Below are 14053 nucleotides of genomic sequence, written 5' to 3' on the forward strand. Positions count from 1 at the left end.
TCTACACCATTAGGTATCTCGACGTTGCCGGAGGTCGCGCAGAGCGACGCTTCCCACAGGGTCTAGGAGCTACCGTCATGGAACATGCATTGGGAACCGCCGTCGTAACCGGCGCATCGACCGGGATTGGCACCGTCTATGCCGATCGCCTCGCGGCGCGAGGCTATGACCTCGTCCTGGTCGCCCGCAGCGCCGACAAGCTGGCGCAGGTCGCCGAGCGCATCCGCGCCGAGACCGGCCGCAAGGTCGACATTCTTCCCGCCGATCTGGCCGACCCCGCCGATCTCGCCCGCGTCGAGACCTTTCTGAAGGCTACGCCGGCCATCACGATGCTCGTAAACAATGCTGGTCTGGGCGGCGCGCTGAAGCTCATCGACTCCGATGTCGACCAGATGACGTCGCTGATCGCGGTCAATGTCACCGCGCTGACGCGGCTGACATACGCCGTCGTACCGGAGTTCATCGCTCGCGGCGCGGGCACGATCATCAACATCGCCTCGATCGTTGCGATCAACCCGGAGACGCTCAACGGCGTCTATGGCGGCTCCAAGGCGTTCGTCGTCGCGTTCAGCCAGAACCTGCGCCACGAGCTGGAGGGCACCGGCGTCCGCGTCCAGGTGCTGCTGCCTGGCGCGACCGCGACCGACTTCTGGGAGATCGCCGGCCGCCCGGTCGAGTTGCTGCCCAGCGCGACCGTGATGCGCGGCGAGGACTTAGTCGATGCGGCGCTGGTCGGGCTCGATCGCGGCGAGTTCGCCTGCATTCCTTCGCTGCAGGATGGCACGCTGTACGAAGCCTATGAGGAGGCCCGTATGGCGATGGCCGGCAAGCTCTCCAGCGCCAGCCCGGCTCCGCGTTACCAGGCAACCGCCTGAACCATTTCACGGGCTTTCCCGGTTAATCAGGGGCGACTCCTGAACCAGAGTGCCCCTCGCCGAGTTCGACCCGCAGATGGTGGTGCTGCAGGGGAGATGGGATCTTGTTGCCAAAAAATCTCCATCGCCGCGCGGAAGAGGCGATGGTGCAGGCGTAAGCCTAGCCCCGCGTATCTCAGATCATGAAGTGAAATTAGGCGAGAGGTCGCCAAGGGGCAGCGAGTTACATATCCTTGATGTCCCCTGTCATAGAATATAGGCCTGAAGCAGACCTTCTGCTCCCGGCCCGGGTTCTGTCCTACTCGACGCCGGCCGGGCTAATGTTGAACGTCTGCTTCTGACGAAAGCTGCCGTCGGGCCGGTCGCGCGCGAACGTACATGTCCCAGGCGCACGTGTCCGGCTCTCTACCGGAAACGGGCGCCCAAGGGTTCAGATCTCGGTGTTTTCGGCAAGGGCAAGCGCATCCTCCACGTCGATTCCGAGATAGCGCACGGTATTCTCGATCTTGCTATGACCGAGAAGAATCTGGACAGCCCGTAGATTGCCGGTCGCCCTGTAGATGATCGATGCCTTCGTTCGCCTAAGCGAGTGGGTGCCATACTCGCTCCGCATGAGGCCGACCCCTGACACCCATTCGTCGACAAGCCGAGCATACTGCCGTGTGCTCAGGTGCCCATTGTGATCAACCCGGCTTGGGAACACATAGTCGTCCACTGTGCCGCCCCGACGTTCGAGCCATGCCAACAAGCTGGCCCGAGCATCTGGCAGCAGTTCGAATTGAACGGGCCGCCCTGTTTTCTGCTGCATCACGATCGCCCGCGTTCGAATCTGCCCGCCGCTGACAAGATCGCCGATCTTCATCTGCACGAGGTCGCAACCGCGGAGCTTGCTGTCGATCGCCAGATCGAACAGTGCACGATCTCGCAGGCGGCGGCGGTGGTTGAGGTAGAGGCGATCACAGCACTACACACGACCTTGCCAAGCCTGCGTCCCAGCGACGGGACCTCATTCGAAGCTGACCTTTATCCGGTCCGCCTCAATCAGATATCTTGCCTCACACTGCCATCGGCGCCGCGCCCCAGCGGAAATCGGTCGTATCCATCCACATACGGTGCAGGATTACGCCAAGCTTGCGGGCGAGAGCCACCTTTGCACGCTTCATGCCGCGACGCTGGGCCACATTCAGCGCCCAGCGCTTAAGGCTGGAAAAGCGCGTCGCCCGCGTCAGCATGATATGCGCTGCCTCGAACAGAGCCGTCCGCGCCATGGCGTCGCCGACTTTGCTGACGCCGCCATCCCGGTCTGTTTCGCCCGATTGATATTTCTTCGGTGTGAGCCCGAAATAGGCACCCACCGTACTCGATTTCCCGAACCGGGTCGGATCGTCCACAGCCGATCGACAGGTCAGGGCGACGAGCGCTCCAACCCCAGGGGTCGTCATCAATCTTTGGCACACCTGGTCCGTACGGGCAATCTTCAGCATCTCCCGGTGGAGCCTCGTGAACTCACCCCACAGTGCGGACCGCGCTGCCAGCATCCCGCCGACACCATCGACAACGTGGCGTGTCCTGCGATCAGCTCGAAAATGCGCGCTTCGAAGCGACCACGGCTGATCTCGCCAACCTTCAATCCGTAGCCGCGCAGAATGCCCCGAATGCTCAGCTCCACGTCGAGAAGCTTGCCCTGCAAAAGCTTGCGTCCAACCAGTAGCGCCCGGGTGTCCTGGGCGGGTGATGACTTTGCGTGAACCGGGCGATACCAACCCATGCGGAGCAGCTGCGCGATTCCCCGCGCATCCTTGCGATCGGTCTTCACCGTCATGGCTGAAAGCGCCGCCTTCACGTGCCGGGTCTCCAGCAGCACGACCTCCCGCCCTGATGCGGCAAGGGCAGCATGCAACCATTAAGAAAGCGGACCTGCTTCAAGGCCGACGCGGACCACCAACAAATCCAATTCGTCGAAATAGCCGACGAGGCATTCAGGCTCGCTGGCGACCTTGGCCTCGCGAACCACCTTGCCCTTCGCGTCCACAATGCACACGCTGCTCTTTTTCAGAGAGACATCGATTCCGGCATAATGCTCCATGGCTGTTCCTCTCATGATGCTTGAGGCCGATCGCTCGGACCTCGTTTCCAACACCATCATTCTGAGGGACAGCCACCCAACTGCCTAGCCGTGAGACGCCGGCCCATTACGGCGTCTAGGAAGCCAATGAAGACGTCCGCCCGTCGAGGCGGCTTTCAGACGGCATTAGGCGGAGAGCAAAAGGTTTTCCTTTATTTTGAAATAATTGTTCTGTCTGACGCCGAATTATAACGCTGCCCATGCTAATTGTCGCAAATCGAACGCAGCAAGATGTTCGAATCCGTCTTTAACCATGCTATTGTCCTGCCGGGCGACAGGGGGATTCTATGACTCCGACATCTGTTGAAACGATCAAGTCACGGCTGCGCGCCAATCACAATGAAATCACCCATTCGATGCAGGCCGCCAACGCCGGCAATCCGCTCGCGGCGGAGCCAGACACCGGGCGCCGGGTAGCGCGGCTCCAGAGCAAGGCTAACCTGTCCCATCGCGAAGCGGAAGCGATCGACGCGACGATCCGATCGATGGGCACCGTGCGTGACCTCGCGGACAGCGCGGAGATTGCCTTCACCAAGGCGGTCTTGCCTAGCACCGGCGGTCCGGAGAAAATCTGGGGCGACACTGTCGACTTCGTCAACGTGAGCTTCCTCGAAAAAGGCGCGCGGATCGCTCGCGCGGTCGGTCGGGTTTCGTATGAGAATGAGACCCCGCTCGGCAGCGGCTTCCTGATCGGGAACGGCCTGTTCATCACCAATAACCACGTCATTCCTTCGGCGCAGTTCGCCAAGGAACTCGCCCTCGATTTCGATTATGAACTCGACATCGTCGGCAATCGCCGCTCGGTGACGCGGTTCAGAATCGATCCGAGCCTGTTCGTCACCGATCCCGACACGCAGGACGGGCTCGATTACTCCATCGTCGCGGTCGGCCCCTTGCTGCAGGGGAATTTACCGATCGAGACCTTCGGCTGGAGCGGCCTGTCCGATGCTGGCGACAAGCATATGCTCGGCGAGTTCGCCAATATCGTCCAACATCCCAGCGGTCGCTACAAGGAGGTCGTCCTGCGCGAGAACCGCCTGGTCGGCCGCTATGACAACGCCCTCCACTATGTCGCCGACACCGAGCCCGGCTCGTCGGGCTCGCCAGTATTCAATAGCGAATGGCGGCCGATCGCGCTCCATCACTGGGGCGGTCCGTGGCGCGAAGTGTTCGGCGACGACGGCACGCCGGCGCGCGTGGACATCAACGAAGGCATCCGTGTCAGCGCCATCGTGCGCCAGTTGCGCGCGCGGCTCAGCGATATGCCGGCCGCGACACGCGCGCGGATCGCTGCGGCGCTCGATATGGGCGAGCAGCCGGAGACCAATCCGATCAAGCTGGAGCCGAGCGACGAGGTCGGCCGGGGCCAGACCGGCACGCAAACGCCCAAAGTCGATCCGACCGGCCGGGTGACCTGGACCATTCCGCTCGAGCTGTCGGTGCAGATCCCGGCCCTGGCCGGCGCGCCGATGGCGCCGGCCGGGCCGGCAGCGGTGCAAAGCGACACCCCGCCGGTCGCCGAGCGGACGACGGCCGACCGTTACCGCGACCGAAGCGGCTACAAGCGCGGTTTTCTGCCAGGTTTCGACGTGCCGATGCCCGCGCTGTCCGACGAACAGCAGCAAGTGGCGGCGCGCAACCAGACTGCCGAAGCGGGCGACGATCCTTTCGAGCTCAAATATCATCACTTCAGTCTGGTGATGAATGGCGAGCGCAAGCTCGCCTTCTTCACCGCCTGCAACATCGATGGCCGATCGGCCAAGAGCATCGACCGCGATACGAAGCGGGTCACGCCGCTCAAGCCAGACAGCGCCGGACTGGAAGCGATGACGACCGACGCCGAGGCAGACACATGGCGTCGCGATCCCCGCATTGAGCCGGACGAGTATACCGGCGAGGCCTTCTACGCAAAGCAGGTGATCCCGGGCTTCCCCAATCCTAACGACAAGCGCCGCATCGCGCGGATGTTCCAGAAAGGACATCTCGTGCGCCGGCTCGATCCGTGCTGGGGCGACGACAGCATCGCGCTCCTGGCCGAGGAAGACAGCTTCCACTGGACCAACTGCTCGCCGCAGGTAGGCTTCTTCAACCAGGGCACCGCCGCGCAAAACAAACCTGGCACCGGCCGCGGCCAGCTGTGGCGCGCCGCCGAAAACTACGTCCTGCGTAATGCCGTCGCCGAGAAGCAGCGCGTCACCTCGTTCACAGGCCCGATTTTCACCGACGAGGATCGCGACTATCGCGGCGTCCTCGTGCCGGGCAGATTCTTCAAGGTCACAGTCTGGGTCGAAGACGGCGATCTGCAATCGCTCGCGATGATCGTCGATCAAAGCCAACTGATCGAGGTCTGGCCCGAGGCGCTCTTTACCGGCGGCGAAGCGCTGGGCGCGGCGGAAGCCTTCATGGACGAGGGCGAACTCGACAAGGTCGAAGACTTTCTGTCGACGATCACCGCGGTCGAGGACGCGACCGGCCTCGATTTCGGAAAGGCTGTGCGTGACGCCGATGTGCGCAAGGGGGCTGCGGAGGAACGAGTCGATCAGGCGAGCGACATCCCGCTTTCGCGGAGGCGGCGGCGAAAAAAGTAACTGGCCCGCGCAGATCTGTGCGAACAACGGGGGGACATGATGGACGAGGAGGACAATTTCGCGGTCTGGCTCGCGGACGGGATGCTCCGCGCAGACGAGGATGAATTTGCAGCGGAAAGCCTTGGTCAGCTATTTGAAGAAGCTAAGAGTTCTTCCGATTTCTCTGCGAAGCTGGAGGCTGCCGCGTCGCAGGACGTCCGCCCAGGCGACTTCGGCATGGAGTTCATCGGTCCGCTACTGCCAATCCTATTTGTCGAGCTCGGTCGGATGGTCTGGCGGAGCTACAGCAAGGCATTGGTCGACAAGGGCGGCAAGGCGCTGGCAGACCTCACGGTCGAAAAGGTCAAATCGCTCTTTGTCGCCAAGCTGAAGACGCCTGAGGGGATGAGCGAGGCCGAACAGCAATTGCATTCGATCGCGATCACGTCGGGACTCAATGCGGAGCAGGCCGACAAGCTGATTGTCACGCTCAATAACCCTCGACTAGCCGAGACGTTGATTGCGCCCTGAGGCGATCCCAGTAATCGACAAATGGCTCATCGACGCAACGAGCCTCGAAATTCGCGTTCACCGCATTCTCTTCTTGTTCGTGCTCGTCCCATTGCTCGGCTATTGGTTACCCGCCCTGATGTTCTCCTTAGGGTTCGCCTTTGCGCTCATCACGTTAGCCAGCGTCGCTGAACACGACATGTCGAGCGGTCCCGGCGCGCTCGCGCCCTGGCTGATCGGCTTTGGCTTGCCTGTCGTCACGCTGACCGTTGGCTGGTTTCGCGAGCGTGCACAGCGCGCGAAGGCGGATCAGGCTGCATTGATCGTCGGAATGCGCCTGCCAGATCGACAGGGGGCAAAGCTTTGCGAAATCTACGAGCGTGTTTGGCGGGATCTTGGCGGTGCTGGCAGCGCGCCACGGCTCATCTGCCTACCTAATTTTCGTATCACCGCCCACGCATATGATGGCCCCACCGGGTGCGCGATCGAGATCAGCTCGGGCCTCGCAACCCGACTTGTCCAAAACGACCCGCTCGGCCTGACGATCCTTCGGCATGAAATGGCGCATCTGGTCCACGACGACCTTCCCGCGATCCGCCTGCAAAGCTTGCTGGCGGGCGCAGCCCTCTTCTCGGCGAATTGGGCGATGCTGATCTGTCTGTTCGCCGCCGCGGTCGTGGTCATCCTGACCGACTTCGGCCCGTTTCCAAAATCGCCAAACCTGGCCAATATCGTGCTTGTCCACGCTGCGATCGCATTCGCCACGCTGATCGTGGTCCTGCCTCTGCTGCTCGGGCGCTATGCGCTGCAGCGCTATTCCGGCTTGCTTGTCGCCCTTGCCGAAATGCGCGCCGATGTCAGCGCCGGCTTGTGGGGCGGCGGGCTAAAGGAATTCTCGTCACAAGTCGAACGGGACGCGACCGTGAAGCCCGTCTCAATGCTCGATCAAGGACTTGCCTATATTTCTACTGTGCTCAGCCACTTTCCGTCGCGCGAGCGGGTCGCTCTTCTGCGCGATCCTCAGCGGCTCGCGACGCCTAAGATGCGCTATTTTACTATTGCCATCCTGTGCCTATGGTTTCTCCAATTTCATCAAGGCAGCCAGGGCTGGGATCGACTTCTTCTTGCGCTGTCGGTGGCTCTTTTGCAGGGGCTGACTGTCGGTTCTGTGCTGGTCGTTGCGGGACGACTCGCTTTGTCGCCGGCCCGGGCAACGGTGCTGGCCATCGGCACGCTTGCTCTTCAGGCGCTCCCGCTGATCTCCATCGAAGGGCTTGCTTATCTCGCGATGCATCTAACCGCCATGCTCGTCATGCCAGGCGGCTTTGGGGCGAGCGATGCCGATGTCTTTGGCGATGTTAGAACGACGCTGGCAGAATTTTTTCGCTTCGCATGGGAAGCGATCGGCGGCGCTCTATGTCCGCTCGCTTTTATAATCGCCGGCGGCAGTTATCTTGCCATCAACCGGACAGTTAAAATACGGCACCCGTCAAATTTCCGTATCTTCGTCGTGGGGGCGCTCGTTGCCCTTTGCTCCTTGCTGGTGAGCTACGGCTTTTTCCAACCGCAACTGCAAGCCGTAGCCGAAGCTATCGCTTACGGCTGGTCGAGCCAGAATGACGAACCTAACAGAGGCTATTGGTTGCCGGCGACGGCGCGTGATGGCGTGAGCATCACCGCGTTCCGGGTCAGTGACTATCTCGATGACACGAAACTCCTTGCCTCAGCGGCCTGGCTACGCCTCGCGTTGCCCCAGCTTGCGGGCATTATTTTCGCCACATTGCTCATCTGGCGGCCTGTGAAGCATCAAACTCCTGTTTCCGATACCATATAGGCTGATTGGATGCCTTCTCTTGCTTGTAAATTTGTAACATGGTTTTGTTCTATGGGGTCGCGAAGGAATTTCCTGACAAAGCTTCCGGTACCTCAACGACAGTGTTCGTCGGGGCGGAGATTTCCTGCGGGCCGTTGGTGACGGCAGGAGTCGGCGTGGCTCCAGTCTTGTTCGAGGCGGCGCAGGGCTGGGGCATCATTCCGGCAATACGGTCGTGGAAGCAGGAGCCTGCGACGGCGCCTCCTACACCGATGATCGCCACCACAACGAGCCCGGCCCGGTGCCACCAGATGCGCCCCTTGAGTGCGTCGAACGTCCCTGCGAAATCATCGCTGACCGTCGGGAAGTCTGCAATCATCTTCGACCGCTGACGTTCGATCTCCGCCTTGATCACCCCTAAGGTGAGCCACTGGTTGACGATCGCGATAATCAGCAAAACAAGAAATATCCATGCGCCGACCAGGATGGCCGAATTGACGAGCAATTCAGCGCCGCAGGTCGTCGGCGCCTTCATCTGCGAGGCTACGACGACGGTTGCGACCGGTATGCCGAGCAGCTGGCTCTGGATATCGACGATCGTTTTATGGATCTTCTGCGTATAGTCGATCCGGGCGTCTTCGATCTCGCTGCGGATCTTGTTGTAGGAAAAGCTGGACGCAAAGAGCTTGTACCCGCTCCTCACCGCCGTCGCGAGGTCATCGACGGCGTGCAAGGCGACGCTCATCCGCGTGCTTTGCGAAGGACCGCGGCAGAGTTCGACCAGCGCTTCGAACAAAATCTCGAGCTTCTGATCCTTGTGCAGGTCGTCGTTGAACTGCTCAAGTAGCCTGTCCGCTCCGTCCACGTCGAAGCCGGTGACGTCAGCGGCCACGTATTTTACGGGCACAACGACCCGGCTATCCTTTACGAACACGAGCTCGCCGCGCGTCGCATCGAGAAACGACGCCGCCTGCGCGAACAGATCGATCACCGCCAGGACCTTGCGATAGCGCGCGATCGGATCGGGTATTTTCTGATCGCCCGAGGCATAAGCCGGCTTGGCAAGATAGAGGTGCCTGGGTTCGGACAGCTTCGCCGACGGGCTGGCCAGCAATTCATCCAAGGTTCGCGCGAGGATGCCGAGGCCAGTTCGTGGGGCAAGCACCCGCACTTTGACCTCCGCGCCGATCGTCACATCCTTGAGATCGTCAAGCAGGATGATGTTGGCGTCGCGCGCCGCCTGGCCATCACTTTCCAACCGCGTCAGCAGGTCGACGATGCCCTGCGAGGCGACCCTCAGCCTCGACTCATCCTCATCGCCGCCCGGGCCAAATGTCGTGTTGCAATAAAGACCGACGAGGTCGCTGAACTCAATCGGCGGCATTGTCGGCGAACTCTGCGCGCAGATCGGCGACGAAATCGTCGGGCAGCGTGGTGATTGTCAGGGTCCTGTTCTCAGGATCGAACACGACCTGGCCGTCCCGGAGCGCGGCCCGGTCGATCTCGATCGACCATTGCGCCGTGCGGGCGCGGAACTTGACGAGCATATTGATCATACGCCGATCGGGCACGAAACCGTCGCCAAGCGCCCGGTCGGCCTCGCCAAGATATTCGGTCAGCACCTCGGGCTCAGCGGGAACAAGCTCGTTGGCCAGGGTCTGGAATTCAAGTTCGCCGCCGTCGCGCGCTGTCTTGTCGAGGATCGACTTGGCGCGAACCATGAACTCATCGCGCACGTTGGGTGCCATCCCCTGATCGGCGGCGAAGTTCTTGAGCGCCGTCACCAGTTCCTGGGTTTTAGCCTTGTCGGTCGATGTCGAAACGCAGCCGAGAAACTCCTTGAAATACTCGGCGACCTCGCCGCGGCCTCGCAGAAACCCGATATACCGCTCTTCTCCCGCCCGCCACGCGGTGAGATCGATACGACCCGCAAAGCGGAAGCCATCAAGATCGAGATGCGTGACATCGCGAATCTCGAAATCATTGGTCAGGAGCGCGCCGAGCTTCTCGTTGACGATGGCAATCAATGCCAGCTGGCGTCCGTCACGCTCGAAATGCGCAAAGAAGACATGGCCCGCGCCAGCGTTCGGCACGCTACGCGCCCGAGCCTGCAGCGTTGTCATCAACCGGCTGGTGAGCGTCGCGAAGTCTCCATTTTCCTCGGCGACATAGTCGGTGAAATAGCCCAACGTCGGGTAATTTTCGAGATCGTCGGAAAATTGACCATGCGCCTTCGAAGCGCGCTTTCCATAGAGTTCATCAAGCAGGTCGACGACGCGCTGCGTCGTGGGATTGACGGGCAAGCCATCCTGACCAAGCACAACCTGCAAGCCCTCATCGGTCCTGCGAAGGTCATGGACCCCGACATGAATGATCGTGTTTGGCATCAAGTCCCCCAATTCACTCCGCCCAACTTCATCAATGCCATTTCTCGGCCGGTCTCATCAACATAATGCTGCTGCGCCCCTTGATTAGCTACCTTTTAAGCCCGTTCTGAACAGTCCGCTGCCGGGCCAGCGACAGTCAGACAAAGTTGCACCCGTGCAGGCTGCAGCGTCTGCTCGCGCTGAAAGCCGTTGTTCAAGTGGCAACCTTGGAACGACGGCTTGTCCCACCACGCGGCGTTTGGCGCTCGGCAAAGCCGACCCCTTGCCGCCATCCAAGGGACGATTTTCGATTGCTAGGTGCTGTCAGTCCGCTTTCCCTGGTCGCCCTGTACCCCACAACTCCACGATCACTTGCCGTCCAATCTTATGGTCCGTTCCGGCCATTGATACCGCAATGCCTCCACCAATAATGAGAAGGCCGGGGATGGCTGCGTGACCGTCGGGTAATATAGGTAGAAGCCCGGGAAGGGCAGGCTCCACTCATCGAGCACGAGTTCCAGCCTGCCGGCTTGCAGATGGGCCTCCGCCAGATCCTCCGGAATGAAGGCGAGACCAAGTCCCGCGAGGGCTGCGCTAAGGCAGGAATAGCTGTTGTTAAAGATCAACTGCCCGCTGACCTGCACCTTAATCTCGGCCTCGCCCTCCCGCTGCAATTCCCAGGCGTAGAGCCGTCCGGAGGTTTGGCGCAGCCCGATGCAATTGTGCGACTGGAGATCAGATGGACTTTGAGGCCGACCATAAAGCTCGAAATAGCCCGGTGAGCCGACGGCGACCATGCGCGCGTCCGGGCCGATGCGGACGGCGATCATGTCCTTCGCCAGAGTTTCGCCGTAGCGCACGCCTGCGTCATAGCGCTCACTTATGATGTCGATCAGGCCGTAATCGGTAATCATCTCGACCTGAACGTCGGGATATTTCTTCATGAAGTCGGCCAGTTTTGGCAGCAGGAGCTCGTTGATCGCATGGTCCGACGCACTGATGCGGATCTTGCCGGTAGGCCTGTCTCGCGCTTCGTTGACGGCCGCCAGCTCCGCCTCGATCCCGTCCAGATAGGGACTGACCTTCTGAAGCAGCCGCTCGCCGATCTCGGTCGGCGCCACGCTGCGGGTCGTGCGAACCAGCAACTGAACCCCGAGCCGATCCTCCAGCTTCTTGACGATCTGGCTGATCGCGGACTGGGAAAGTCCAAGCTTTGCGGCTGCCCTAGTGAAGCCGCGCTCGCGGGCCACTGCTACGAAGGCGGTGATGTCGCTCAGCGTGTCGCGCGCCATTGATTACAATTCCTACTGATTGTCAGAAGACTTATGCATCTAATAATGGATCAACGCTTGGGCTAGGTAGGAGAGGAGAAATTTATCCGAGAAAAATGAGGTAAACCATGCCGGCATCCGGCAAAGCGGCGACGGCGCCCGTTTGGGGCGCGGTGATCGCGATGGCGCTGTGCGCCACCATATTGATTGCGTCGGAGTTCATGCCCGTCAGCCTGTTGACACCGATGGCGCGCGATCTGGCGATCACCGAGGGGCATGCCGGGCAGTCGATCTCCATCTCCGGCTTCTTCGCGCTCATCACCAGCCTATTCATTTCGGCGATCATCGGCGTGTCGGATCGCCGCCGCGTCGTACTGATCTTCACGGCGCTGATGGTCGTATCCGGCGTGATGGTCGCACTCGCGCCCAATGCCCCGCTGCTCATGGTAGGGCGCGCATTGCTGGGCGTCGCGATCGGCGGTTTCTGGTCGATATCGGCCGCGATTGTCATGCGGCTCGTGCCCAAGGAGTCGGTGCCCAAGGCGTTGGCCCTGCTGAACGGCGGCAACGCGGTGGCGACTACATTGGGCGCGCCCATCGGCAGCCTGTTAGGCGGTCTGATCGGCTGGCGCGGCGCCTTCTTCTGCGTGGTGCCGCTCGCAATCATCGCGTTCTTGTGGCAATGGCGCAGCCTACCGACACTGCCGCCTGAAAAGGCGACGATCCGCGCCCGCGACGTCTTCGCTCTCCTGAAGCATCGTCAATTTGCAATCGGCATGATCGCCGTGTCGCTGTTCTTTTTCGGCCAGTTCACGCTCTTCACCTATCTGCGCCCGTTTCTGGACCTGGTGACAGGTAACGACGCGCCGCTTATCTCGGCCATGTTGCTGGCGCTCGGGGTTGCGGGCTTCGTCGGCACGATCGTGATCGGCTGGCTGCTCAAGTCGCATCTCTACAGCTTGCTGATCACAATCCCGGCCATGATGGCGATCATCGCCGTCACGTTGGTCGAGATCGATGGCACGCCATTGAACGTCGGCCTGTTGCTCACACTCTGGGGCCTACTCGCAACCGCCGCGCCGGTCGGATGGTGGACTTGGCTGGCCAAGACCATGCCGCACGAAGCGGAGGCCGGCGGCGGGCTGATGGTCGCGATCATCCAGCTTGCGATCATGCTGGGCGCGATAGTCGGCGGCACGCTGTTCGACGCCTGGGGCTATCGCGGTCCATTCAGCTTGGCGGCCGGACTTCTCGTGATCGCCTCGCTGCTGGCGATCGTCGCGTCCCGCACCGGTGCCACGCAAAGCTTCGCCGAACAACCGGCCTGACAGGGAGAATCCAGTCATGACCAACGCATCGTTCCCATTCGAGCGCCGGCGCGTGCTGAAGGCTGGCGCAGCCGGTCTCGCCACCCTCGGTACGCTTTCGATCTCCAATATTTCTTCAGCAAAGGCACGAACCATGACACAGGATTGGGACAAGACGTTCCCGCGCAGCAACGACATTGATCACCAGAAGGTCTCGTTCAAGAACCGCTACGGCATCACCCTCGCTGCCGATCTGTACATCCCCAAGGACCGCGGAGCGGGCAAGCTCGCGGCGATCGTCGTCAGCGGACCATTCGGCGCTGTGAAGGAGCAGTCCTCGGGCCTCTATGCCCAGACCATGGCCGAGCGCGGCTTCGCGACGCTTGCCTTCGATCCTTCCTATACCGGCGAGAGTGGCGGAGAGCCACGTAACGTCGCATCGCCCGACATCAACACCGAAGATTTCAGTGCCGCCGTCGATTTCATCGGGCTGCACCCGGAGATCGATCGCGAGCGGATCGGCGTCATCGGCATTTGCGGCTGGGGCGGCATGGCACTTAGCACCGCCGCCATCGAAAAGCGGATCAAGGCCGTGGTCGCCAGCACCATGTACGACATGACCCGCGTGATGTCGAAGGGCTATAATGACAGCGTGACGCCGCAGCAGCGCACAGAAACGCTGGAGCAGTTGAGCCGTCAGCGCTGGACCGACGCCGAGAAGGGCAGCCCCGCCTATGGCCCGGTTTCACTGGAGCTGAAGGGCGGCGAGCCGGTGTTCGTCGTGCAATATGCGGCCTATTACAAGACGAAGCGCGGCTTCCATCCGCGTGCAGTCAACTCAAATGCCGCATGGTCGCTCACGACCCCCTTATCGTTCATGAACCTGCCGATCCTCACCTATATCGCGGAGATCGCTCCCCGACCGGTGCTGCTGATCCATGGCGAGAAGGCCCACTCGCGCTATTTCAGCGAGACCGCCTATGCGGCAGCGGCCGAGCCCAAGGAACTGATGATCATCCCGGGCGCCACCCACACGGACCTCTACGATCAGGTAGAAATCATCCCGTTCGACAAGCTCACGGCATTCTTCAATGACCACCTCGCAGCCTGAAACAAGTGGGTGGGCGTCATGCCCACCTACTATGCTGTCAAGGCGACGCATTCCCAATACTAGGGCGATTTTGCCTGACAGATGCCAGACTTGCGAAATCGGCTGGCT

10 protein-coding genes and 2 pseudogenes are annotated in these 14053 nt (G+C 61.2%); 7 read left to right on the plus strand and 5 right to left on the minus strand.

All coding sequences use genetic code 11. The annotated features are described in order from the left end of the window. Positions 1-77: 77 nt before the first annotated feature. The gene (locus AC58EF_RS08085) at positions 78-875 is read left to right on the plus strand and encodes an SDR family NAD(P)-dependent oxidoreductase (protein ID WP_497275478.1); all 798 of its coding nucleotides are present in this window, start codon (positions 78-80) and stop codon (positions 873-875) included. 430 nt (positions 876-1305) lie between these two features. On the opposite strand, the pseudogene AC58EF_RS08090 reads toward AC58EF_RS08085, so the two are convergent. Together AC58EF_RS08090 and AC58EF_RS08095 are read right to left on the minus strand one after the other, a co-directional pair. Continuing rightward, positions 1306-1830 (minus strand): annotated as a pseudogene (locus AC58EF_RS08090) (tyrosine-type recombinase/integrase); the annotation flags it as partial. Positions 1831-1930: 100 nt separating this feature from the next. Next, a pseudogene (locus tag AC58EF_RS08095) lies at positions 1931-2961 on the minus strand (IS110 family RNA-guided transposase). A 326-nt stretch (positions 2962-3287) separates the two neighbouring features. Here AC58EF_RS08095 and AC58EF_RS08100 point away from each other — a divergent pair. From AC58EF_RS08100 to AC58EF_RS08110, 3 genes are read left to right on the plus strand one after another with little or no spacing between them, the layout of a single operon-like run. Further along, on the plus strand, positions 3288-5588 hold the full coding sequence (locus AC58EF_RS08100) for a DNA/RNA non-specific endonuclease (protein ID WP_497275480.1): 2301 nt from the start codon (positions 3288-3290) through the stop codon (positions 5586-5588). A gap of 39 nt (positions 5589-5627) precedes the next feature. Further along, entirely contained in the window at positions 5628-6098 is a 471-nt protein-coding gene (locus AC58EF_RS08105) for a hypothetical protein (protein ID WP_497275482.1), read from the plus strand. Beyond that, positions 6088-7911, plus strand: a complete 1824-nt coding sequence (locus AC58EF_RS08110; RefSeq protein ID WP_497275484.1) for a hypothetical protein — start codon at positions 6088-6090, stop codon at positions 7909-7911. Before AC58EF_RS08105 ends, AC58EF_RS08110 begins: the two co-directional genes overlap by 11 nt. Positions 7912-7960: 49 nt before the next feature. Here the strand turns inward: AC58EF_RS08110 and AC58EF_RS08115 are convergent, their stop codons facing one another. Both AC58EF_RS08115 and AC58EF_RS08120 read right to left on the minus strand, forming a co-directional pair. After that, a complete protein-coding gene (locus AC58EF_RS08115; RefSeq protein ID WP_497275486.1) occupies positions 7961-9274 on the minus strand; it encodes a hypothetical protein in 1314 nt (437 codons plus the stop codon). Beyond that, a complete protein-coding gene (locus tag AC58EF_RS08120) occupies positions 9261-10211 on the minus strand; it encodes a nucleoid-associated protein (protein ID WP_497275837.1) in 951 nt (316 codons plus the stop codon). The genes AC58EF_RS08115 and AC58EF_RS08120 overlap by 14 nt, the downstream gene beginning before the upstream one ends. Here AC58EF_RS08120 and AC58EF_RS08125 point away from each other — a divergent pair. Beyond that, the gene (locus tag AC58EF_RS08125; protein WP_497275852.1) at positions 10110-10343 is read left to right on the plus strand and encodes a hypothetical protein; all 234 of its coding nucleotides are present in this window, start codon (positions 10110-10112) and stop codon (positions 10341-10343) included. The genes AC58EF_RS08120 and AC58EF_RS08125 overlap by 102 nt on opposite strands. 281 nt (positions 10344-10624) lie before the next feature. Here the strand turns inward: AC58EF_RS08125 and AC58EF_RS08130 are convergent, their stop codons facing one another. Continuing rightward, positions 10625-11548 (minus strand): LysR family transcriptional regulator, encoded by a 924-nt coding sequence (locus AC58EF_RS08130; protein ID WP_497275488.1) that lies wholly within the window; start codon positions 11546-11548, stop codon positions 10625-10627. A gap of 107 nt (positions 11549-11655) precedes the next feature. Here AC58EF_RS08130 and AC58EF_RS08135 point away from each other — a divergent pair, with 107 nt between their 5' ends. After that, a complete protein-coding gene (locus tag AC58EF_RS08135; protein WP_497275490.1) occupies positions 11656-12855 on the plus strand; it encodes an MFS transporter in 1200 nt (399 codons plus the stop codon). A 16-nt stretch (positions 12856-12871) separates the two neighbouring features. After that, positions 12872-13945: an alpha/beta hydrolase gene (locus AC58EF_RS08140; RefSeq protein WP_497275492.1), complete on the plus strand. Its 1074-nt coding sequence runs from the start codon at positions 12872-12874 to the stop codon at positions 13943-13945. Positions 13946-14053 lie beyond the last annotated feature (108 nt).

This window comes from Sphingobium sp. WR1 (assembly GCF_059693745.1).

Excerpts from the sequence above, each read along its gene's own strand:
- AC58EF_RS08105 (WP_497275482.1), top strand. The coding sequence starts at position 5,628 with ATGGACGAGGAGGACAATTTCGCGGTCTGGCTCGCGGACGGGATGCTC.
- AC58EF_RS08115 (WP_497275486.1), bottom strand. The coding sequence starts at position 9,274 with ATGCCGCCGATTGAGTTCAGCGACCTCGTCGGTCTTTATTGCAACACG.
- AC58EF_RS08135 (WP_497275490.1), top strand. The coding sequence starts at position 11,656 with ATGCCGGCATCCGGCAAAGCGGCGACGGCGCCCGTTTGGGGCGCGGTG.
- AC58EF_RS08130 (WP_497275488.1), bottom strand. The coding sequence starts at position 11,548 with ATGGCGCGCGACACGCTGAGCGACATCACCGCCTTCGTAGCAGTGGCC.
- AC58EF_RS08085 (WP_497275478.1), top strand. The coding sequence starts at position 78 with ATGGAACATGCATTGGGAACCGCCGTCGTAACCGGCGCATCGACCGGG.
- AC58EF_RS08140 (WP_497275492.1), top strand. The coding sequence starts at position 12,872 with ATGACCAACGCATCGTTCCCATTCGAGCGCCGGCGCGTGCTGAAGGCT.
- AC58EF_RS08100 (WP_497275480.1), top strand. The coding sequence starts at position 3,288 with ATGACTCCGACATCTGTTGAAACGATCAAGTCACGGCTGCGCGCCAAT.